The sequence below is a fragment of the Thauera sp. genome, from assembly GCF_047601425.1.
Classification (GTDB): Bacteria; Pseudomonadota; Gammaproteobacteria; order Burkholderiales; family Rhodocyclaceae; genus Thauera.
In genome coordinates this window covers 2,806,079-2,825,808 of record NZ_JASGJL010000001.1, presented here as the reverse complement: position 1 = coordinate 2,825,808, position 19,730 = coordinate 2,806,079, and the positions used below count along the sequence as shown (strand labels likewise).

The following is a 19,730-nucleotide window of genomic DNA, read 5'->3' as shown; positions in this document are numbered from 1 at the left end:
ATGCATCGCCTCAGCCGCCGCACACCAGGCCGCAGCCGCTGCGGTCGAGCGGATCGGGCGGCAGGTCGAGGTAGGCGAGACGCAGCTCGTCCCAGGCCGCCAGCTTCGACCAGTCGGGCTCGGCAGCGAGGCGGCCTTCGTCGTTGAGGAAGGGGTTGGGCAGGAAGACCGTCATCTGCTGGTCGCCGGCAGCGGTGAACATGCGCACGCCCCAGGACTTGGGCGCGTCGTCGTTGCCGAGCACGCGGTAGAACTCGGCGCGCCCGGTGCGCCGCTGCGCGGCCTGTTCAGGCGTGGTGCCGCTGAAGTGGCCGATGCACAGGTGGAAATGCCAGGCGCCGAAGTTGACGGTGAGATAGCCGTCGAGCAGGCCGATGTTGACCGGCGCGTTGGGCGCGCGGATTTCCCACACCGTGCCGGGCACCAGGGTGCCGAAATGAATGTCGCGCCAGTGGCCCTGGAAAATGTCCTTCACCAGCATCCACAGCGTGTTCTCGTCGGTGGGCAGCGGCCAGGCCTGGACGCGGCCCAGGCCTGGTTCGTCGATCACGGCCGGCATTGGCGGTGTCATTGGATGGTTCATGTCGTGGTCCTCGAAGCGGCGCGGGGCAGGCCCGCGCCGCGGGTGGCGGGCAGCCGCGTCAGAAGAGGCGGTACTCGATGCCGACGACGCCGTAGACGCCGGGCTGCTCGTAGCCGAGGCCTTCGGAAACGTCGGCGTCGAACAGATTCTCGACGCGGGCGTACACCGCGGCATCCTTGTTCAGCGCATAGCGGGCGGAGACATCGATACGCAGGTAGTTATCCACCCAGTCGCGCTGCGTCCAGTCCAGGCGGCGGCCGGTGTAATAGGCGTTGACGCCGGCGCTCAGCGGGCCGCTGGCGTAGAAGGCGCCGAGGTTGGCCTTGTGGCGGGCGATCAGCACGGTGCGGGCGTAGTCGGCCCCGGCCTTGCGGGTGTGCGAGTCGGTGTAGGTGTAGTTGCCCTTGAGCGTCCACGCTTGGTCCAGCGCCCACGCGAAGCTCAGTTCGAGGCCGCGTGTGCGCTGCTGGTCGGCATTAGCGTACAGCCCGAAACCGCCGAAGGGGTTTTTCGGGTTGGGAATGCTGGCGTCGTAGATCACGACGTCCTTGATACGTGAATGCCAGGCCGTGGCTTCCCAACTGAAGCCGGTGTCCGGCACCAGCTGGCGGATGCCGATCTCGGTGCTGCGGCCGCTTTCGGGGCTGAGCGAAGTGCTGCCGTAGGTCGGGTTGAACAACTGCTGCAGCGTCGGTGCGCGGTAGCTGGTGCCGTGGTTGGCGAACAGCGTCATCGAGCCGAGCTGGTAGCTGGCGCCGACGCTGCCGGTGGTCTTGTCGCCCCAGACGTCGTAGTCGTCGTGGCGCAGGCCGGCAGCCAGCGTCAGCCCGCTCGAGCCCACCGCGTACTCGCCGTTCAGATAGAAGGACTTGCGATCGGTATCGCCGTCCAGCTCGCCGTATTGCCCCCACTGCCTGGCGTCCGATTCGTACAGCTCGACGCCGGCCAGCGCCTTCAGGCCGTTTGCGCTGTAGCGCAGGCTGTAGTCGAACTCGGTGCTCTTGTCCTTGTAATAGGCGGCTTGCGGGCTGCCGTTGTCGAAGATCGGTACCGCATCGCCGCGGTTGTAGAAGTTCATCCAGTCGGGGGAGAAACCGTCCCACGGTGCGGTGACGTAGCCGAGCAGGCCATCGTCGCGGTCCAGCGTCTTGCGCCGCGACTCGGTCCAGCCCGCTTCGAGGCGGTGGCTGAGATTGTCGCTGAGGCGGTGTTCGAGGTAGGCGCTGACGACGCGGGTACGGGTGTCGTTCCAGGCGTTGGGGTCGGGCAGCTGGCTCGCCCAGTAGGTCGGATGCCCGCTGCTGCGGGTGACTTCGGTCAGCTGGGCGAAGCTGAAGCGGTTGTCGGCGTGCCAGGCCGACAGTCCGGCGTCGAAGCTGGCCGAGCGGTAGTCGAGTGCGAGCTGGAGCTCTTCGTCCTTGAATTCCTCGTGCCGGTGCACGCCGTCGCTGTCGGTCCTGGAGGCGTACAGCGAACTGCTCAACTGGCCCTCACCCAGCTCCACCACATGCTGCCAGTTGCCCTTGAGCTTGCGCCAGCCGAGCGAGCCGGCCTCGGCCGCGATCGACAGCCTGGGTTCCTGGCTGCCGCGCTTGGTGGTGATGGAGATCACCCCGGCAGTCGCGTTGGCGCCATACAGCACGGCCTGCGGGCCGCGCAGCACTTCGATGCGCGAGATCATCGACGGGTCGAGCTGGCCCAGCAGGCTGCCGACGTCGCCCGAGCCGGCCTGGTTCAGCGTCATGCCGTCGACCACCACCAGCACGTGGCCGGCGCCGAAGCCGCGCATGCGCAGGTAGGTGTACTGGCCGGGGCCGCCGACCTGCTTGAACTCGATGCCGGCCAGGCTGCGCAGCACCTCGGTGACGTCGGTATAGCCGCCGCGGACGATGTCTTCTTCCTCGACCACCGAGGCGGACTGGGTCATCGTGAACTGCGATTTTTCCAGCTTGGTGGCTTCCACCACAACGCTGGACAGGGCGGTGTCGGCGGCATGCGCGGCCGGCAGCAGAAGGAGCGCGGTGGCGGCGCTCAGCAGGGGATGTCTCATCGGGTCAGGCTCCAGGAGGAACTTGCCGCGACGGAATGGTTTCGCAGGCATTCCCGGCCACGGGCTGTGCCCATAGCCATGTTGCCCGGCGCTGGCCGGACGATGCGGAACAACACTGCGAACAAGATGAGATCGATGCCATCCGTTGCGGTAAGTGTAAACAAAACAAATGTTTACGCTACTGCAGCGGCATGGCCGTCCACCCAGAGCCCTCGCTCGATGGCGCAGTAACTGGCATTGGCAGGTCTCCTGGCTCACGCCTCAACGCTGATCGTCACCTTCCCACCCGTACTCGGGCAGTGGTATGCCGACGATCCGCTCGGCGCTTACAGTTGCGAGGACAGCCACGGATTCACACCGTGTTCCCTTTTCAGCCCGATGCTTCCGGCGACGGAAGCGGGCGCGCAATGCTGGGCGCGACTATTGGGTATCGGCAAAGGCCTGTCAAGCGGCATGGACATCGGCGCATGTGCGCAACCGATGTGACCGGCTGCTATATACTGCCTGCCGCGTCGATGCGGCTGCGTATGCTGCCATCGACGAGAACTACAGGTGCCGGCGCGGTTTCCCTCGTGGGACCGCCTGGTTAAACGGGAACAAGGTGCGTGCGCCGGAGCGATGATGGCTTCGGTGGTGCAAGGCCTTGGCTGCCCCCGCAACGGTAAGTACATGGGGATTCACCCCGGCTCCGGCCGTCGAGCGATCGACGCCCGGGCCAGCCACTGATGCGCCACGTGGCTTCCGCCAAGGAAGCGCGCGAACGCATCGGGAAGGCGGTGGGTCCGGTATCCGGCGCGCTTTGCGCCCGGATGCGCTGTGCAAGCCCGGAGACCGGCCTGTTGGCGTCGCGCATTCCATGTTGGATGTGCGGCATTCGGCAACAGACCGTCTGCGGGGAAGCAGGTGGTGGCTCCAGGAATTTCCGGGCGTCGAGCGCAGCGGAGTCGTGGTGTGCCGCTGCGCATGTCCGGACGGTCAGCACTGCGATCTGACCATGAAACTCACCCAATCTTGTGTTTCCCGCCGTAGCCCGGCGAAGCTTCGTCCCGTTTCCTTCGCCCTGCTGGCGGCATTCCTGTCCGCGCCCGCCGTGGCGCAGACCACCTTGTCACCGGTGGAGGTGACGGCCGTGCCCGACGGCAGCCTCGGCCTGAACCTGCCCTCCGCCACCGGCAGCCGCACCGGCCTGTCCGCGCAGGAGCTGCCCGCCAGCCTGGAGCAGATGGATGCCGACACGATGCGCCGGCGCGGCGACTTCGGCGTCGTCGAGGCCGTCACCCGCACGACCGGCCTGACGTCGCAGGGCACCGGCGGCAATGGCGGCCTGTCGTTCTCCGCGCGCGGTTTCGCGGGCGTCAACTCGGTCGGCGTCGCCGAAGACGGCGCACGCATCGGCACCGCCGCCGGCACGATCAACTACCCGAACTCCAGCTGGGGCTACGAGCGCATCGAAGTGCTGCGCGGCCCGGCTTCGATCGTTTCGGGTGCGGGTACCGCGGGCGCCGTCATCAATGCGGTGCGCAAGCAGCCCAGCCGCGAGCGTTCCAGCGAACTGATGCTGGGCCTGGGCCAGTACGACACCTACCGCCTCGGCCTGGGCGCCACCGGCCCCGTCGGCGAAATCGCCAGCTACCGCGTTGACGTCTATGGCTATCAGTCGGACGCCAAGCGCGACTATGCGCGTTCGCACGGCGGCAAGATCATGAGCACGCTGCGCCTGCAGCCGTCGAGCGATCTGCGCTTCGAGCTGCTGGCCGACTTCAGCGAGCAGAAGCCGGGGGACTACTGGGGCACGCCGGCCTACAACGGCAAGGTGATGAAGCATCTGCGCCACGAGAACTACAACGTCACCGACGGCGTCGTCCGCTACAAGGACACCCGCCTGCGCGCGCGGGCCGAATGGACGGCCAACGAATGGCTGAGCATCCGCAACGAGGTCTATCACTTCGCTTCCGACCGGCACTGGAAGAACGTCGAGGGCTATCGCTACGACCCCGCGACGGACAGGGTGTCGCGCTCCGACTACCTGGAAATCTTCCACGACCTGGAGCAGACGGGCAACCGCCTGGAAGCGACCATCACTGCCGGCCAGCACAAGGCCGTGCTGGGTTGGGAATACTCGCAGGCCGACCTGCGGCTTTCCAACAACGCGCCTTACGGCGGTTCGTCGAGCGTCTCGGCGCGCGATCCGATCCATGGCCTGTGGGTGAATCCGGGCGTCACCCAGCCCAAGACCGATACCGACACCACCCAGAATGCCTTCTATTTCGAGGATGCCTGGCGTTTCAGCGACAAGTGGCAGTTGCTGTTCGGCGTGCGCCGCGACATGAGCGACTACGACCGTCGCGACATACTGACCGGCGTGTCCTTCGGCAAGAAACTGTCCGGCACCTCGTGGCGGCTGGGGGTGACGCACTTCGTCAGCGACGATCTCAGCGTCTATGGCCAGCTCAGCAAGGGCTACGACCCGATCGACAACATGCTGTCGCTGAGCCTGGCCAACAGTGCGTTCAAGCTCGCGTCGGCGAAGCAGGTCGAAGTGGGCCTGAAGCAGCAGTTCGGCCAGGGCCTCGGCGAATGGACGGCGGCGATCTACCGCATCGAGAAGGACGACATCATCACCCGCGACCCGGTGCAGCCGGCGATCTCGGTGCAGGGCGGCAGCCAGCATTCGAAGGGCATCGAACTGAGCGCAGTGCTGCGGCCGACCCGGCAACTGATGTTCGAAGGCAACTATGCGCTGACCGATGCCGAGTTCGACGAACTGGTCGAAGCCGGTGGCGCCGACCGCGCCGGCAACCGGCCTGCCAATGTGGCCCGCAACATCGCCAACCTGTGGGGGCATTACCTGATCGGCGACTGGCAGGCTTCGCTGGGTGCGCGCTATGTCGGCAAGCGCTACGCCAACAACGCCAACTCGCTGACGCTGCCGTCCTACACCGTGATCGACGCCGCCATCAGTTGGCAATACGACCAGAACACCACACTGCGGCTGCTCGGCCGCAACCTGACCGACAAGGTCTATGCGGCGGCTTCCTATGGCGGCAACTTCGTCATGGGCGACGACCGTCGGGTGGAGTTGATTGCCGAAATGAAGTTCTGATGCCTGCGGCCGTGCCGGTATCGTGCCGGCACGGCCAGTAGCGGCACGGCCGTTTGGGAAGCAGTTATGTGGATCAATCGTTTTCTGCTGGTGATTGGTGCGAGTGCGTTGGCCGCCTGCGCGCCGGATGCGCCGCCGGCCGTGTCGGCGCCGCCGGTGGCCGAAGATCGGGTGCAGCCGGTCAGCATCGACGTCTGCGGCGAAACGCTGCGCTACGACAGCGTGCCGCAGCGGGTCGTCACGCACGACGTCAACATCACCGAGATGTTCCTGTATCTCGGCCTCGGCGATACCCTGGTCGGCTACAGCGGCATCCGCGGCAACAAGAACATCGCGCCGGAATATCGCGAGCAACTGGCCAAGGTGCCCGAGTTGTCCCGGAAAGGCATGAACATCGAAGCGATCGTCGGCGCCCACGCCGACTTCGTCTTCGCCGGCTGGAGCTACGGCTTCCGCGAAGGCGAGGTGACGCCGGCGGCCTTGCGGGAGTTCGGCATCCAGTCCTACATCCTGACCGAGTCCTGCGTGCGCAAGGTGGCGCGCAGCCAGGTGTCGCTGGAGGACACCTTCAACGACATGCTCAATCTCGGCCGGATCTTCCGCATCGAACAGCGCGCCCAGGCTCTGGTCGAGCAGCAGCGCGCCGAGCTGCAGGCCATAACCGATGCCCTGGAAGGCATCGAATCGAGCCCGAAGGTATTCGTTTATGACGGCGGCACCGACGCATTCACCACCGCAGGCCGCTTCGGCATGCCCAATGCCATGATCGAGGCCGCCGGGGGAAGCAACATCTTCGACGACATTCCCAGCAACTGGCCGCGCGGCAACTGGGAGGACGTCGTCGAGCGCAACCCCGAGTGGATCGTGATCATCGACTACGACCACCCCGATCCCCAGGGCAAGATCGACTTCCTGCGCTCCAGGCCCGAGCTGTCCGAAGTCGAAGCGATCCGGCGCGGGAATTTCGTCGTCCTCACCTATGCCGAGGCCACGCCGGGGCCGAGCAACGTCGCGCGGGTGCGCACGCTGGCGCAGGCCTTCCATCCCGGACGGATGCAGTGAGGCAGCAGGACGTACTGCCAGTCCGAAGCGGGGAAGCCGCGGACGTCCTTTCCGCACGGCAGCGGTGCATGCCGGTGCTGATGCTTGCGCTGTCCGGTCTGCTGCTGCTCTCGATCACCTTCGGCATCACCCTGGGGCCGGTGGATATCTCGCCGGCCAGCGTCTGGCGCATCGCCGGCCACGAGCTTGCGCTGCGGCTGGGGCTGGGCTCGGCGCCGGGTGAATGGACGCATGCCCAGCATCAGATCGTGTGGCTGATACGCATGCCGCGCGTGCTGCTGGCTGCGCTGGTGGGGGCCGGGCTGGCGGTGGTCGGCGTGACCATGCAGGCGATGGTGCGCAACCCGCTGGCCGACCCCTATCTGCTCGGCGTGTCGTCCGGTGCCTCGGTCGGTGCGGTGATGGTGCTGGCCTATGGCGTGCTGGGCTTCGCCGGCATCTATGCCTTGCCGCTGGGCGCGTTCTCCGGTGCGCTGCTGGCCTGCGTCGCGGTGTATTGGCTGGCGCACAGCAGCGGCAGGCTGCTGGCGCCACGGCTGATCCTGGGCGGGGTGGCGATCGGCTATTGCCTCAGCGGCATCACCAGCCTCGTCACGCTGACCGCCGGGCAGCGGGAACTGGCCAATGCGGTACTGTCGTGGACGCTGGGCAGCCTGGCCGGCACGCGCTGGGACGAGCTCGGCCTGCCGGCGCTGGTGCTGGTCGCGGGCATCGCCTGGCTGCTGCTGCAGGCGCGCGGGTTGAATGCCCTGCTCGCCGGCGACGAAACCGCCAGCACCCTGGGCGTGGATACGACGCGGATGCGGCGCGGCCTGTTCGTGCTGGTGTCGCTGCTGACCGGCGTGATGGTGGCCGTCAGCGGCGCCATCGGCTTCATCGGCCTGATGGTGCCGCACGTCACCCGCATGCTGGTGGGCACCGAGCACCGTCGCGTGCTGCCGGTGGCGGCGCTGGTCGGCGCCATCTTCCTGGTGTGGGTGGATGCGGGAGCACGCATCGCCTTCGCGCCCACCGAGCTGCCGGTGGGCATCATCACCTCGCTGATCGGCGGTCCCTTCTTCGTCTGGATGCTGTATCGGCGCGGCATGTCGCCCGGAGTGGGGCGATGAAGCTGCAGGCCAGTGATCTGCGCTGGCGTCCACCCCATTCCGGTACGGCGCGGACGATCGTCGAGGACGTGTCGCTGCACGTCGGCGAAGGCGAACTGGTCGGCCTGATCGGCCCCAACGGCAGCGGCAAATCCACCGTGCTGCGCATGATCTACCGCATCCTGCGGCCGACGGCGGGCGCGGTGTCGATCGATGGCCGCGACGTATGGGACATCTCCGCGCGCGAAAACGCCCGCCTGATGGCGGTGCTGGCGCAGGAGCAGGGCGGCAGTTCCGACGCCGGCGGTGATTTCGGCGGCTTCAGCGTGCGTGAAATGGTGTTCATGGGGCGCACGCCGCACAAATCGCCCTTTGCCCGCGACGACCGGCACGATGCCGACATCGTGCAGTCCGCAATGCAGCGCACCGGCGTGCTGGCCATGGCCGAACGCAGCTTCGCCACCCTGTCCGGCGGCGAGAAGCAGCGCGTGCTGATGGCTCGTGCGCTCGCCCAGCAGGCCGGCCTGCTGGTGCTCGACGAGCCGACCAACCATCTCGACGTGCGCTACCAGTTCGAGATCATGAACCTGATCCGCAGCCTGGGTGTCACCGCCATCGCCGCCTTGCACGAGCTGCATATCGCCGCGCACTACTGCGACCGGCTCTACCTGCTGCAGAACGGTCGCCTCGCCGCGAGCGGCACGCCCGTCGAGGTGCTGACCGAAGAAACCATCGCCCGCGTATACGGCGTCCGCGCCACCATCCGCCTGCATCCGCGAACCGGCAGGCCCTTGATCGAATTCATGCCCGATGAACCCGTCTGATATTTCGCAAACGCCGCCTGCCCTCATCCTGCTCGGCCGCGGCGGCCTCGGCCCCGCCGCCAGGGAAGAAATGGAGTCCATGATCGAAGGCGTGCGCGCGACCCTGCCCGGCACCCGGGTGGAACCCGCTTTCGTCGACCGCGAAGCCCCTTCGCTGCCGGAAGCGCTGGATGCCTGCGCCGGCGTGCGCAGGATCGTCGTGCTGCCGGTGTTCATCCCCGGCGACAAATCCCTGCTGCGCTGGCTGCACAAGGTCGCGATGCGCTGGCGCGCCCGCCAGCCGGTGGATCGGGCGCTGCCGGAGATCGCCTTTGCCCCAGCGCTCGGCAGCCTGCCGGAGCTCCCGGCGTTGCTCGCCCGCCAGGCCTGCGCTGTCCACCCGTTGCCCGACGTGGCGGATACGGCGGGCGGCGACTGGCAGCGCGATCCCATCGCCTGGTCGAACATTCCGCCCCACAAACGCCACGTGCTGTTCTGCCTCGGGCCGCGCTGCGCCGCGCTCGGCGGCGCGACGCTCTGGCAGCACCTCGGCGACCGCCTGCGCGCCAGCGGCAAACTGCAGAAAACCGTGATGATGCTGCAGACCAGTTGCCAGTATCCCTGCAACCACGGGCCGCTGATGATCGTCTATCCCGATGGAACCTGGTACGGAAAATTGGACGAGGCGGCCATCGACCGCATCGTCGACCAACATCTGGATCAAGGGACGGTGGATGAGGAGTGTTGCGTGTATCGGGGTGAGGGTGATTCGAGGCGGTGAGTGCAGCGTAACCGGGGTGAAAGGTTTACAGTGGTGATGCGGTAATCGCAATCGGCCTTTCCTTGTGTTTATCTGAAGGAGCACGGAGATGCTGAAAATCAGGCATATAGACCACCTCGTGCTCAGGGTGGCCGACGTCCGGGCGATGCTCGATTTCTACGTCGGCGTGATTGGCTGCTCGTTGGAGAGAGTCCAGGATGAGCTTGGCCTGTACCAGCTCAGGGCTGGCGATTCGCTGATAGACCTGATTCCCGTGGATGGCCGCCTGGGCAGCATGGGCGGAGCGGCGCCAGGGAAGACAGGCAGGAACCTGGATCATTTCTGCCTTCGCATCGACCCCTTCGATGCCGAGGAGATCGTTCGCCACTTGAAGAGCAAAGGCGTCGAGCCGGGGGCCGTCGAATCCCGCTATGGGGCGGAGGGCCAGGGGCCGTCGATCTATGTAAGCGATCCGGAAGGAACTGTCGTCGAGCTGAAAGGGGCGCCATGGGCGTCCGGCAACTGAGGCCATACTGGAAAGACAATGGACGCCGACCTGCAGGATATGTCGCGAGAGCAGTTGATCGTGGAGGTTCTCAAGCTGCGTCAAGGCATCCGCGCGCACAGGGACAGTACCGGCCATGATCTGTGCTGGCACCATCCGGCGCTGTGGGCGCTCCTGCCGGAGAAAGTGGAACCCAGGATAGCCGTTCCAGAGTGGCAGCACTTCATGCGTGGCTGCATCAGGTATCGTGAGTCTCTGGACGAGCAGGCGCCGGATGCTCCGCGCACTCAGGAGCCGTTTCGTGGCTGACATCGTGCCTGGTAGGGGCGTTGCCGGTGCTGGAGCCGGCTGTGCAGCAAGAAGAGAGCAATTGAGGAACTGCTGCACTTCGATGGAGAAATACCGTGCCATTTTCGCCTGAAGAACGTAAGGCCTTGCTGGGCGTGAAGGGAGTAGGCCCCACGGTGGTGGCCCGCCTCGAGCAGATGGGGTTCGAGTCCCTGGTCCATCTGAGTAAAGCGAATGCGCTGGATATCGTTTCTCGAGCCTCGGCCATCGTCGGCTCCACCTGCTGGAAGAACAGCCCCCAGGCTCGGGCTGCGATCCAGGCTGCGATCGCATTGGCTCAGTCCCGTCATCCATGACTGGATCACAGGCCGGACCGGTTTGATTCAGGAAGACATTCGAGCGCACATATGGCTTTTGTCGAACCCGTTGTTCTCGCTGCTCACGGCGTGCAGCTCCGCCCGCTCGCTCTCGAGCATGAAGCCGGCCTGCGTGCCGCCGCCGCTGACGGAGAGTTGTGGAAACTGCGTGTTACGTCGGTGCCTGAACCCGATGAGACACGCGGGTATGTCGAAGCAGCCTTGAAAAGCCGTGAGGAAGGTCACCGCTTTGCCTTTGCCGTCATCGAAGAGGTCAGCGGCACGGTTCTCGGCTCCACGAGCTATCACGACATCCTGCCTGCCGTGAGGCGGCTGGAAATCGGCTACACCTGGTACGCAAAGCGGGTGCAGCGCACGCACGTCAATACCGTCTGCAAGCTGCTGCTATTGACACATGCTTTCGATACCCTGGGCTGCAACGTGGTCGGCTGGCGCACCGACAATTTCAACTTTGCCAGCCAGCGTGCGATCGAGCGCCTGGGTGCGAAAAAGGATGGCGTGATCCGCGGCCATGCGCTGCGACGCGACGGCAGTATCCGCGACACGGTGATGTACAGCCTGCACCAGGGTGAATGGCCGGAGGTGCGCGCGCACCTCGACGATCTGCTGAGCCGGCCTCGCGGCCAATGAAGAATTCAGCAGATGCGACAGCGTTCTCCCGCCTTTCTCCGTTCCGTGGCTGTGGCCCGGGTCAGGCAGCGACTGCTCGATCGGTCCTTTCCCCGCGCCCAGATGACGCTCATCGCAGCCTTGACCGGTGGCTTCGGTTTGCTGAGCTCCTTCGTGATGCTCCAGCTCGGCCTGGACAGCATGGCTATTCGCTACCCGCTCGCGGTTTGCTGCGCCTACCTGTGCTTTCTGTTCCTTGTCTGGCTCTGGCTTCGCACCAACGCCGAGGATTATCTGGATCTGCCCGATCTCTCGCCGGGTTTCGGCAATACGGGCCACGGGCAAGGCTCTTCGGCACCGGAGTTCCGCAGTGGCGAAGGCGGTGATTTCGGTGGCGGTGGGGCATCCGCCTCCTTCGAGGCCTCATCTGGTGCAAGCGATGTGATCGCAATCCCTCCAGACGGTTTGGCCACGGGCACCAGCGCACCATTCAAAGAGGTGCTCAGCCCCATCGAAGATGCGGACGAACTCGCAATTCCGCTCGTCGCACTGGCGCTTGCCGCTGGCCTCGCCATTGCATCGCTCTACGTCATCTACATCGCGCCGGTCGTCTTTGCCGAAGTCCTCGTGGATGGTGCGCTTTCCTACGCCCTGTTCCGCCATCTGCGCGGTCACGATCCCCAGCATTGGCTCACGAGTGCCGTCAGCCGCACCATCGTCCCGTTTGCCGCAACGGCGGTCTTTGTCGCCATCCTCGGCGCTGCCATGTCCGCCTACGCGCCGGGCGCGGTCTCCATCGGGCAGGTATTCGGCCACACGAGTGCCGCAGGGACTGTACGGTGATTCAAGGGCAGGCATGAATGCCCGCCCGGTACAGCTTCTTCGTGCACAGCCCGGAACGCGGGTTGCACGCGCTGCATCAGAACTCGTGCATGTGATCCACGAAGGAATCGGAACGATCCACCACGGCCATCAACCGTTCACGAATGGCATCCGGCTCCACCTGCGGGCCGGAAATGTTGCCCGCCACATGCTTGCCATCCCATGAGCCCAGTTGCGCTTCGACGTGGGCCTGGAAGTCGGCCGCGGGCCGCTTGCGCACCAGCTTGATCGCGCCACCGGATTCGCCTGCGTCCGTCATGAAGCTGGCGCCTTTACCGCCAGCTTGTGAGCCTCCTTTAGTGTATTCAGCCATGTCTTGAATGGCATGCCCAGCACGAAAGCCGACCCATCCCAGTGCTGCAATCCAGAATCCAGGCAGCATCAGGAACATGGCTGCCATCTTGACTCTTGCACCCAAAAAAGGTAAATTTTTAATGCAGACAATAATCATTATCATCTGCATTTATCTAGTGTGGAATAATGTTTCAATCCCCCAGTTCGAGGAATTGTATAAATGGATACGCACACAGCACGTCTATCGTCCGTTGCTGCAGCATTAATGTTGGCGAACGTTCAGGCATTTGCTGAAACGGAGAATAAAGACAGGGCTTTGGATACTGTCGTCATTACGGCGTCCGGATTCGAGCAACAAATCGCTGATGCACCTGCGTCCATCTCGGTAATCACTGGCGAAGAGTTGCAGAAGAAAGCGTATAGGGATGTCACCGATGCCGTAAAAAACATCCCGGGTGTATTTGTGTCTGGCAGCGCAAATAGGCAAGAGATAAACATCAGAGGCATGAGCTATCTCTACACGAAATTCCTGATCAACGGCAAGCCGGTAAGCCAGGGACGAAACATCTGGGCGAATACCGGAAATTACGGGAATGTATCCAACTACCTGCCTCCCATCGAGATGATCGAAAGAGTGGAAGTGGTCAGGGGGCCCATGTCATCCCTGTATGGCTCCGACGCGATGGGCGGGGTCATAAACATCATCACAAAAAAAGCGTCGAGCGATGCCTGGAAAGGTGGAATAACCACCGAATACACGAAATCCGACAACGACATATCCGAGGATGAATGGGGTACGAGCCTGTACCTGACCGGGCCGCTGATCAAGGATAGGCTGGCTCTGAGCGTGGATGGCACCTTGCAAGGAAATGATGAAAGCGAGTTGAGCAGTAGAAATATCAGCGGCGGCAAAGAAGAGAGAAAAGTCAGGAAGCTCGGCGCTGAGCTTACCTGGAACTTGAATGAGAAAAATGACCTGAGCCTCAGGTATGGGCATACAAAACAGGATTACACGACGACTCCGGGCAAAAGCATAGCCCAAACGGCGACAGGCTCGAGCAGCGAAATCGAGAAAACCGATTATTTGATTTCCCATAGCGGGCGATTCAATAATTTTATTACGACAACATATTACCAGCGAGAAGAAACGGAAACATTCTTCAATCAGGGGCCGATAAAAGAGGCCGTCGATACATTGAATACACAGTCGTCTCTCGTTGCAGGAAACCACGTCATCACTTTTGGCGGGGAGTACAAGAAGGAAAAACTCACGAACGGAAACAACTGGAACCCCATTGGCCAGGCCAGTGCCGACAGATGGGAAATGGCACTGTTCGTGGAAGATGAGTGGGGTCTTACAGATGACTTTGCCTTGACGACGGGGCTTAGGTACATCAAGGACGAAGTATTCGGCAACCATATTACGCCCAGAATTTACGGTGTTTATCATTTGACAAATACCTGGACCGTAAAGGGCGGTGTCAGTACTGGATACAAGCAGCCAAGAATTGCGCAAACCCTGGAGAACTTCGGACAGGGAACGGGAGGCGGTGGTTCGCCGGCGGCATACCCCAGAGGATTGTTGCTGGGTAGCGAAGACCTGGATCCGGAAAAAAGCACGAGCACTGAAATCGGGCTCAACTACACGAACCACGATATCGGCCTGTTTGGCAGCCTGACGCTTTTCCACACGGACTTCAAGGACAAAATAGCCACCAAGAATCTTTGCCAGACCGATGTGACAGGAAGTGCGAACAGAAACAACCCCGCCGCCTGGAATTGCAGGTACGGGCCAAACAACTACTATTTCCTGCAGACAAGCGAGAATATCGACAAGGCTGAACTGAAGGGTGTCGAGTTCAGCCTGGACTACGATATTCTTCACAACTTGACCGTAAGAACAAGTTACACATATACCGACTCCGAGCAAAAAAGCGGGCAGTACAAAGGCAAGCCTTTGAATGACATCTCGAAGAACATGGTGAATGTTGGACTCGACTGGGATGTTTCAGATGCCTGGAATGCCTGGACGACATATAATTACAGGGGCAAGAAAAGTGGCGCCAATAACAGCGAAGGTGCGCCAGGATATGGCACCTTTGATGCGGGTGTCGTATTCAGGGCCAAGGAAGATCTGAGCTTCCAGGCTGGCGTTTATAATGCAGCCAACAAGAAAATCACCAATGCCACTTACGGGCAATTGCTTGATGGCAGAAGATTCACTGTCGGCATGAGCGTAAGGTTCTAGAAATCAGTTATTGAGCTCGTGTAACCCTCCCCCCGGGAAACATTGTTTCAGGCGGGGGGAGGGGGTGGTGATTCTGTACAGGTCGGGCATTCACCTGGTGCCGGCCAGCCGGTGTCGTATTCCACGGTTTCCTTCGATGTTGATCGCATTGCAATGCCAATGGGAGCAACGTGCATTTGGAATGGAATATTCGTGATGTGTCCTTGTCGTGATACCGCATCGTCTCCCTGGCGTGTTGCCTGTTGCCATAGGGCAGCGCCACGTTGCGAGGCGGATCGCAAGGCCGCGACGGGTGTTCGATGTTTTTTGCAAAGCGGTGCCATGACTCAATCGAAATTCCGGCTGGGAACGCTCATCGCGACAATCGTGGCCATGCCTTCGATCGCCGCCGGCAATACGGCGCTGATGGCTGAATCCACCACGGCGCGGCTGCCCCAGGTCATGTCAGGCGCTGCGGCTTATGCCAAACACTGCGCGGCCTGTCATGGCAGCGACCTGGCCGGCACGGATCACGCGCCGGACCTTGCCGGCGAGGCGTTCTGGGCGTCGTGGGAAGGAAAGTCGGCGCGCCAGCTTTATGGCCGGATCATCAGCACGATGCCGCTGGATGATCCGGGCAGTCTGGAGGCGAAGACGGTGGTGGATATCACCGCTTTCATTCTCGGTGCCAACAGGCAGCTGATGCCTGCCGCCGGTTATGCCGACGCGAACGAGCTGGATGCGGTGACGATGACCGAGCCAAGCGACTGAGCACGTGATGTCTTCGAATATGAACAAGCTGATCGGAAGGAATTCCTGAATGCGTAGGAAAAGTCTGTTGGCCCCGCTGGCGATGGCGCTGCTGCTGGCCGGAGCGAGCTTTGCTGCCTCGTCGGAGAGTGCCGGAAGCGAATGGTCTTACTTCGGCGGCAGCAAGCGCTTCGACCGCTATTCACCGCTCGGCCAGATCGACAAGGACAACGTGTCGCGCCTGCAGCCGCTGTGGACGCGACCGGGGCTGGATGCATCGATCAAGGACGCGTTCCCCGATCTCACGCCATCTGGCTATCTGCGCGGCACTCCGATTCTGATCAACGGCGTGCTCTATGCGCCCAACGCGGTCGGCCTGGTCGAGGCCTTCGATCCGGCGACCGGCGCCACCAAGTGGGTGCAGCAGCCCTTCGCCAACACGCTCAAGGAGGCCTCGGGGCAGAGCACCCGCACCGTCGATTATTGGGAGCAGGGTGCAGACAAGCGGATCATCTCGGTCCGCGGCGAGTATCTTTATGCGCTCGACGCCGGTGACGGCACGCCGATCGCCAGCTTCGGCGACCAGGGCCGCGTCTCGCTCAACCGCAATACGCCCGACGAGGCACCTTTCTTCGGCTTCAACGGTCCGATCATCGTCGGCGACGTCATCGTCATCGGCGGACAAGGCGGCGGCAAGGCCGGTGGCGGCTATGCCGATGGCGGCGACACCAAGGAGGCCCGGCCGGAGGACATCCGCGGCTACGACGTGCGCACCGGCAGGCAGTTGTGGACCTTCCACATCCTGCCGCGACCGGGCGAGCCGGGTTACGAGACCTGGACGCCGGAGGCCGCGAGTTATACCGGCAACATGGGCGCCTGGGCGCCGCTGGCCGCCGACGAGGAGCTGGGGATCGTCTATGTGCCGCTGTCCTCGCCCACCAACGCCTTTTATGGGGGGCATCGGCCAGGCAACAATCTCTATGCCAACAGCCTGGTCGCCCTCGACGCCAGAACCGGCAAGCTGGTGTGGCATTTCCAGCTGGTTCATCACGATGTATGGGATTCTGACGTCGCTGCACCACCGACGCTGGCCGATCTGAAGGTGGACGGCAAGCGCATCCCGGCGGTGATCCAGCCTGGCAAGACCGGTTTTCTCTATGTGTTCGACCGTCGAAACGGCGAGCCGGTGTGGCCGATCGAGGAGCGGCCGGTGCCGCAATCGACGACGCCGGGTGAGCAGCTGTCTCCGACCCAGCCCTTTCCGACCAAACCGCCCGCTTTCGACCGCCAGGGCATCAGCGAGGATGAGCTGATCGATTACACGCCCGAACTGAAGGAGAAGGCCAAGGCCTTGCTGGCCGGCTTCAACCACGGCCCCTTGTTCATGCCGCCCTCGCTCGACGAAAGCGCAAACGGCGGCAAGAAGGGCACGCTGCTGATGCCGGGCGGCTGGGGCAGCGGCAACTGGAACACCGGCGCCTTCGATCCCGAGACCGGGCGTTATTACGCGGTGTCGATGACCCTGCCGGCCGTGCTGGCCCTGACCAAGGTGACGGATGAAGGCAAGGACAAGATCGCTTATCGGGTAAGCAGGCCGCCAAGGGAGATCATGTCGGCCTATGGTCCTGGCCCGGACGGCTTGCCGCTGCTGAAAGGGCCCTATGGACGCATCACCGCATTCGACATGAACAAGGGTGACAAGCTGTGGACGGTGGCCAATGGCGACGGCCCCCGCAACCATCCGCTGCTGAAGGACCTGAACCTGCCGCCGCTCGGCAACATCGGCCGGCCGGTGGCGCTGGTGACGAAGTCGCTGCTGTTCCTCGGCGACGCTTCGGACGCCTTGTACGGCAAAGCCGGACTCAAGGAGAACACCTGGCTGCGCGCCTACGACAAGACGACCGGTGACACACTTTGGCAGAGCCCCATTCCGGCCGGCACCACCGGCGGGCCGATCACCTATATGGCGGACGGCGAGCAGATACTGCTCGTGCCCATCGGCAACAATGAGTGGGGATCGGGCTGGATGGCCTTCGGTATAAGGTGATGGGCTTGGAGGATGGCTGGTCGTTGCGGTATGGCTTGTCGGCCTGTCTGTCAGTGATTAGCCTTAGTTTGCAGCGATTGCTACAAACTGGAGGCGGCCATGGCAACGATGACCATCCGCAACATCGATGAGGGGCTGAAGGCCCGGCTTCGGATCCGGGCGGCGCAACATGGCCGCTCGATGGAAGACGAAGTGCGTGACATTTTGCATGGTGCCTTGTCGGTCGAGACGGAGCGTGGTGCTTCGCTGGTGGCGGCCATTCGTGCGCGCGTGGAGGATCTCGGTGGTGTGGAACTGGAGTTGCCGTCACGTGAAGCGGTTGCAACGCGGCCGGAAAGTCGATCAGCCAGTTCGACGCGATGATTGCGGTTATTGCCAAGTCGCGGGGAGCCTTCGTGGCTACCCGCAACCTTACGGATTTCAGCGATTGCGGAATTCAGGTCATCGACCCCTGGGCTGGTTGAATTCCTGGATATGTCCAACTGAATGAGGAGGTTTCGATGCACGAAGGTAGCTGCTTGTGTGGTTCGGTCAAGTATGTGATTCGTGGCGATCTTCGTGCCGCGGCTTTCTGTCATTGCGCTCGTTGCCGCAAGGCCAACGGCTCGGTGTTTGCAGCGAATGCCACTGTAGATGAGGCCGCGTTCGAACTCGCGAGCGGGAAGGATTTGCTGAAGTCGTTCAGTACGCCGGAGGGCGTCCATCGCTTGTTCTGTTCCACTTGCGGCTCGCCGATCTTCAGCAAGCGAGACAGCATGCCCGGTGTGCTTCGGTTGCGACTCGGCACGCTTGATTCACCATTGGTGTCCGCGCGCCCATCGGCACATATCTTCGTTGCTTCCAAGGCAGACTGGTACGAAATCTGCGATTCCCTGCCGCAGTTCGCGGAGCGTCCAGCGGGCTGACCACTCATCCTGTGTCCTCGATCAATGCGCGGCGGGCGTTTCGTGTGCCCGCCGCCCTGTCGTTTACCCCTGCGTCCCGCTGTACAGCCGCTTCTCCACGAACATCGTGTTGCGCAGGCCGTTGAGGAACTTGGCCGCGGCGAGCACGGCGAGGTCGATCAGCGGTTCGACGATGACGACGGTCATGTAGGCGGCGCCGAAGGAGACGACTTCCGCCAGGTTGGCGGCGCCGATGCCCTGGCCGTAGAAGGCCCAGAAAGCGACCCAGGTGACGATGCCGCCCTGGTAGGCGAGCGAGAGCTTCAGCGCCTGGCCGTAGCGGATGTCCACGTAGGGCGTATCGGCGGGGATGATCTTCTTCGCCAGCACGGCGGTGGCGAACAGTGGCACCAGCAGGGTGGTGACGTTGATGCCGTATTGCGGCAGGTCGAAGGGCGCGAACAGCAGGCCTTGCGCCAGCAGGCCGCCGGCCAGGCCGATCGCCGCCGGGGCGAGGCCGAAGATCAGCAGCAGTGTGGTGCCGAGGATCAGGTGGACTTCCGAGACGCCGACCGGGTGGTGGGGGAAGACCTCGAAGAAGCAGAACACCAGCAGGCTGGCCAGTGCGGCGCGCAGCAGCAGCGAGGTGATGCCGTCACGCTTGATGGTGTCTAGCGCGGTCCTGGCGGTGTAGGCGAGCGCGGCGGCGGCGGTGCCGTAGCTCAGGAGCATCTTGGAGCCTTCGACGATTCCGGGTTCGATGTGCATGGTTTTCTCCTTGGCAAGGATGGTGGGCAGGTGCTGCTATCTACAGGCGAGGGCGGTGTGTTTCATCGGCTTCAGAGCAGATCGGTTGCGCGGACCACTTCCGCATCCCAGGCTGCGCCGATGCGTGTCGCGCGGCCGAGTGCGACTGCCGCATCGTCGAAATCCACCACCGTGCAGATGTCGGCGTCGAGCGGGCGTGGCGGGATGTCGTCGAAGCGGGCGTCGGTCAGCAGCCACAGCGCGACGTGTTGTTCGGGCACGGCGCGGCGGCGTTTGCGCAGCAGGGCGTCGGCAAGGGCGACGGCCGACTGCGCCGGGGTGCCGCCGCCACCGGGGATGGCGGCGATCCAGGCTTCGTTGAAGGCGACGGCTTTGCGCGGCGGCTGCAGCACGCGCGCCTGCTCGCCGGAGAAGCCGATCACGGCGAGGTCTTCGCGGCGGCGGTAGAACTCGGCGGTCCAGCGCAGCAGCAGGCCCTTGGCCAGCGACAGGCGCTTGCCGCGCAGCATCGAGGCCGAGCAGTCGAGCAGGATGCAGTGCAGCACGCCGCCGCCGGCCGGCTGCGGACGCCAGCGCAGGTGGGCGGGTGCGAGTGTCGCGTTCGCCTTGGCCGCGAGCGTGCGCGGCCAGTCGATGCGCGTGCTGGCGAG

20 protein-coding genes and 2 riboswitches are annotated in these 19,730 nt (G+C 63.5%); of the genes, 15 read left to right on the top strand and 5 right to left on the bottom strand.

Annotated features, from left to right (window positions below; genetic code table 11):
* Positions 1–10: 10 nt before the first annotated feature.
* Positions 11–583, bottom strand: a complete 573-nt coding sequence (locus tag QM748_RS13730; RefSeq protein WP_415247486.1) for a hypothetical protein — start codon at positions 581–583, stop codon at positions 11–13.
* 58 nt (positions 584–641) lie between these two features.
* Positions 642–2,633, bottom strand: a complete 1,992-nt coding sequence (locus tag QM748_RS13725) for a TonB-dependent receptor plug domain-containing protein (RefSeq protein ID WP_415247485.1) — start codon at positions 2,631–2,633, stop codon at positions 642–644.
* A gap of 221 nt (positions 2,634–2,854) precedes the next feature.
* Positions 2,855–3,044: riboswitch (cobalamin riboswitch) on the bottom strand.
* A gap of 134 nt (positions 3,045–3,178) precedes the next feature.
* Positions 3,179–3,488, top strand: a riboswitch (cobalamin riboswitch).
* Positions 3,489–3,627: 139 nt separating this feature from the next.
* Here QM748_RS13725 and QM748_RS13720 point away from each other — a divergent pair.
* From QM748_RS13720 to QM748_RS13675, 10 genes are all read left to right on the top strand, one after another.
* On the top strand, positions 3,628–5,736 hold the full coding sequence (locus QM748_RS13720) for a TonB-dependent receptor (RefSeq protein ID WP_415247484.1): 2,109 nt from the start codon (positions 3,628–3,630) through the stop codon (positions 5,734–5,736).
* Positions 5,737–5,802: 66 nt separating this feature from the next.
* On the top strand, positions 5,803–6,798 hold the full coding sequence (locus QM748_RS13715; RefSeq protein ID WP_415247483.1) for an ABC transporter substrate-binding protein: 996 nt from the start codon (positions 5,803–5,805) through the stop codon (positions 6,796–6,798).
* A 68-nt stretch (positions 6,799–6,866) separates the two neighbouring features.
* A complete protein-coding gene (locus QM748_RS13710; RefSeq protein ID WP_415247482.1) occupies positions 6,867–7,907 on the top strand; it encodes a FecCD family ABC transporter permease in 1,041 nt (346 codons plus the stop codon).
* Positions 7,904–8,710: an ABC transporter ATP-binding protein gene (locus tag QM748_RS13705; protein ID WP_415247481.1), complete on the top strand. Its 807-nt coding sequence runs from the start codon at positions 7,904–7,906 to the stop codon at positions 8,708–8,710. The genes QM748_RS13710 and QM748_RS13705 overlap by 4 nt, the downstream gene beginning before the upstream one ends.
* A complete protein-coding gene (locus QM748_RS13700; protein ID WP_415247480.1) occupies positions 8,697–9,470 on the top strand; it encodes a CbiX/SirB N-terminal domain-containing protein in 774 nt (257 codons plus the stop codon). The genes QM748_RS13705 and QM748_RS13700 overlap by 14 nt, the downstream gene beginning before the upstream one ends.
* Positions 9,471–9,558: 88 nt before the next feature.
* Positions 9,559–9,975, top strand: a complete 417-nt coding sequence (locus QM748_RS13695; protein ID WP_415247479.1) for a VOC family protein — start codon at positions 9,559–9,561, stop codon at positions 9,973–9,975.
* An 18-nt stretch (positions 9,976–9,993) separates the two neighbouring features.
* Complete coding sequence (locus tag QM748_RS13690; RefSeq protein WP_415247478.1) at positions 9,994–10,263, top strand: hypothetical protein; 270 nt, start codon at positions 9,994–9,996, stop codon at positions 10,261–10,263.
* Positions 10,264–10,358: 95 nt separating this feature from the next.
* Positions 10,359–10,598, top strand: coding sequence for a hypothetical protein (locus QM748_RS13685; protein ID WP_415247477.1), 240 nt, complete (start codon positions 10,359–10,361; stop codon positions 10,596–10,598).
* Between the two features lie 51 nt (positions 10,599–10,649).
* A complete protein-coding gene (locus tag QM748_RS13680; protein ID WP_415247476.1) occupies positions 10,650–11,249 on the top strand; it encodes a GNAT family N-acetyltransferase in 600 nt (199 codons plus the stop codon).
* Positions 11,250–11,351: 102 nt separating this feature from the next.
* Complete coding sequence (locus QM748_RS13675; protein ID WP_415247475.1) at positions 11,352–12,071, top strand: hypothetical protein; 720 nt, start codon at positions 11,352–11,354, stop codon at positions 12,069–12,071.
* A 76-nt stretch (positions 12,072–12,147) separates the two neighbouring features.
* On the opposite strand, the gene QM748_RS13670 is transcribed toward QM748_RS13675, so the two are convergent.
* On the bottom strand, positions 12,148–12,561 hold the full coding sequence (locus QM748_RS13670; RefSeq protein ID WP_415247474.1) for a hypothetical protein: 414 nt from the start codon (positions 12,559–12,561) through the stop codon (positions 12,148–12,150).
* A 63-nt stretch (positions 12,562–12,624) separates the two neighbouring features.
* On the opposite strand from QM748_RS13670, the gene QM748_RS13665 reads away from it, so the two are divergent.
* The 5 genes from QM748_RS13665 to QM748_RS13645 all read left to right on the top strand — a co-directional run bounded on the left by QM748_RS13665 (position 12,625) and on the right by QM748_RS13645 (position 18,333).
* A complete protein-coding gene (locus tag QM748_RS13665) occupies positions 12,625–14,652 on the top strand; it encodes a TonB-dependent receptor domain-containing protein (protein WP_415247473.1) in 2,028 nt (675 codons plus the stop codon).
* Between the two features lie 321 nt (positions 14,653–14,973).
* Positions 14,974–15,402 (top strand): c-type cytochrome, encoded by a 429-nt coding sequence (locus tag QM748_RS13660; RefSeq protein ID WP_415247472.1) that lies wholly within the window; start codon positions 14,974–14,976, stop codon positions 15,400–15,402.
* Between the two features lie 49 nt (positions 15,403–15,451).
* Entirely contained in the window at positions 15,452–17,428 is a 1,977-nt protein-coding gene (locus QM748_RS13655) for a PQQ-binding-like beta-propeller repeat protein (RefSeq protein WP_415247471.1), read from the top strand.
* Positions 17,429–17,527: 99 nt separating this feature from the next.
* The gene (locus QM748_RS13650) at positions 17,528–17,791 is read left to right on the top strand and encodes a FitA-like ribbon-helix-helix domain-containing protein (protein ID WP_415247470.1); all 264 of its coding nucleotides are present in this window, start codon (positions 17,528–17,530) and stop codon (positions 17,789–17,791) included.
* Between the two features lie 137 nt (positions 17,792–17,928).
* Positions 17,929–18,333, top strand: coding sequence for a GFA family protein (locus QM748_RS13645; protein ID WP_415247469.1), 405 nt, complete (start codon positions 17,929–17,931; stop codon positions 18,331–18,333).
* 63 nt (positions 18,334–18,396) lie between these two features.
* On the opposite strand, the gene QM748_RS13640 is transcribed toward QM748_RS13645, so the two are convergent.
* Both QM748_RS13640 and QM748_RS13635 read right to left on the bottom strand, forming a co-directional pair.
* The gene (locus QM748_RS13640) at positions 18,397–19,080 is read right to left on the bottom strand and encodes an energy-coupling factor ABC transporter permease (protein ID WP_415247468.1); all 684 of its coding nucleotides are present in this window, start codon (positions 19,078–19,080) and stop codon (positions 18,397–18,399) included.
* Between the two features lie 71 nt (positions 19,081–19,151).
* Positions 19,152–19,625 carry a vWA domain-containing protein gene (locus QM748_RS13635; protein WP_415247467.1) on the bottom strand — a complete coding sequence of 158 codons (474 nt, stop codon included), beginning with the start codon at positions 19,623–19,625 and terminating at the stop codon, positions 19,152–19,154.
* Positions 19,626–19,730: the final 105 nt, after the last annotated feature.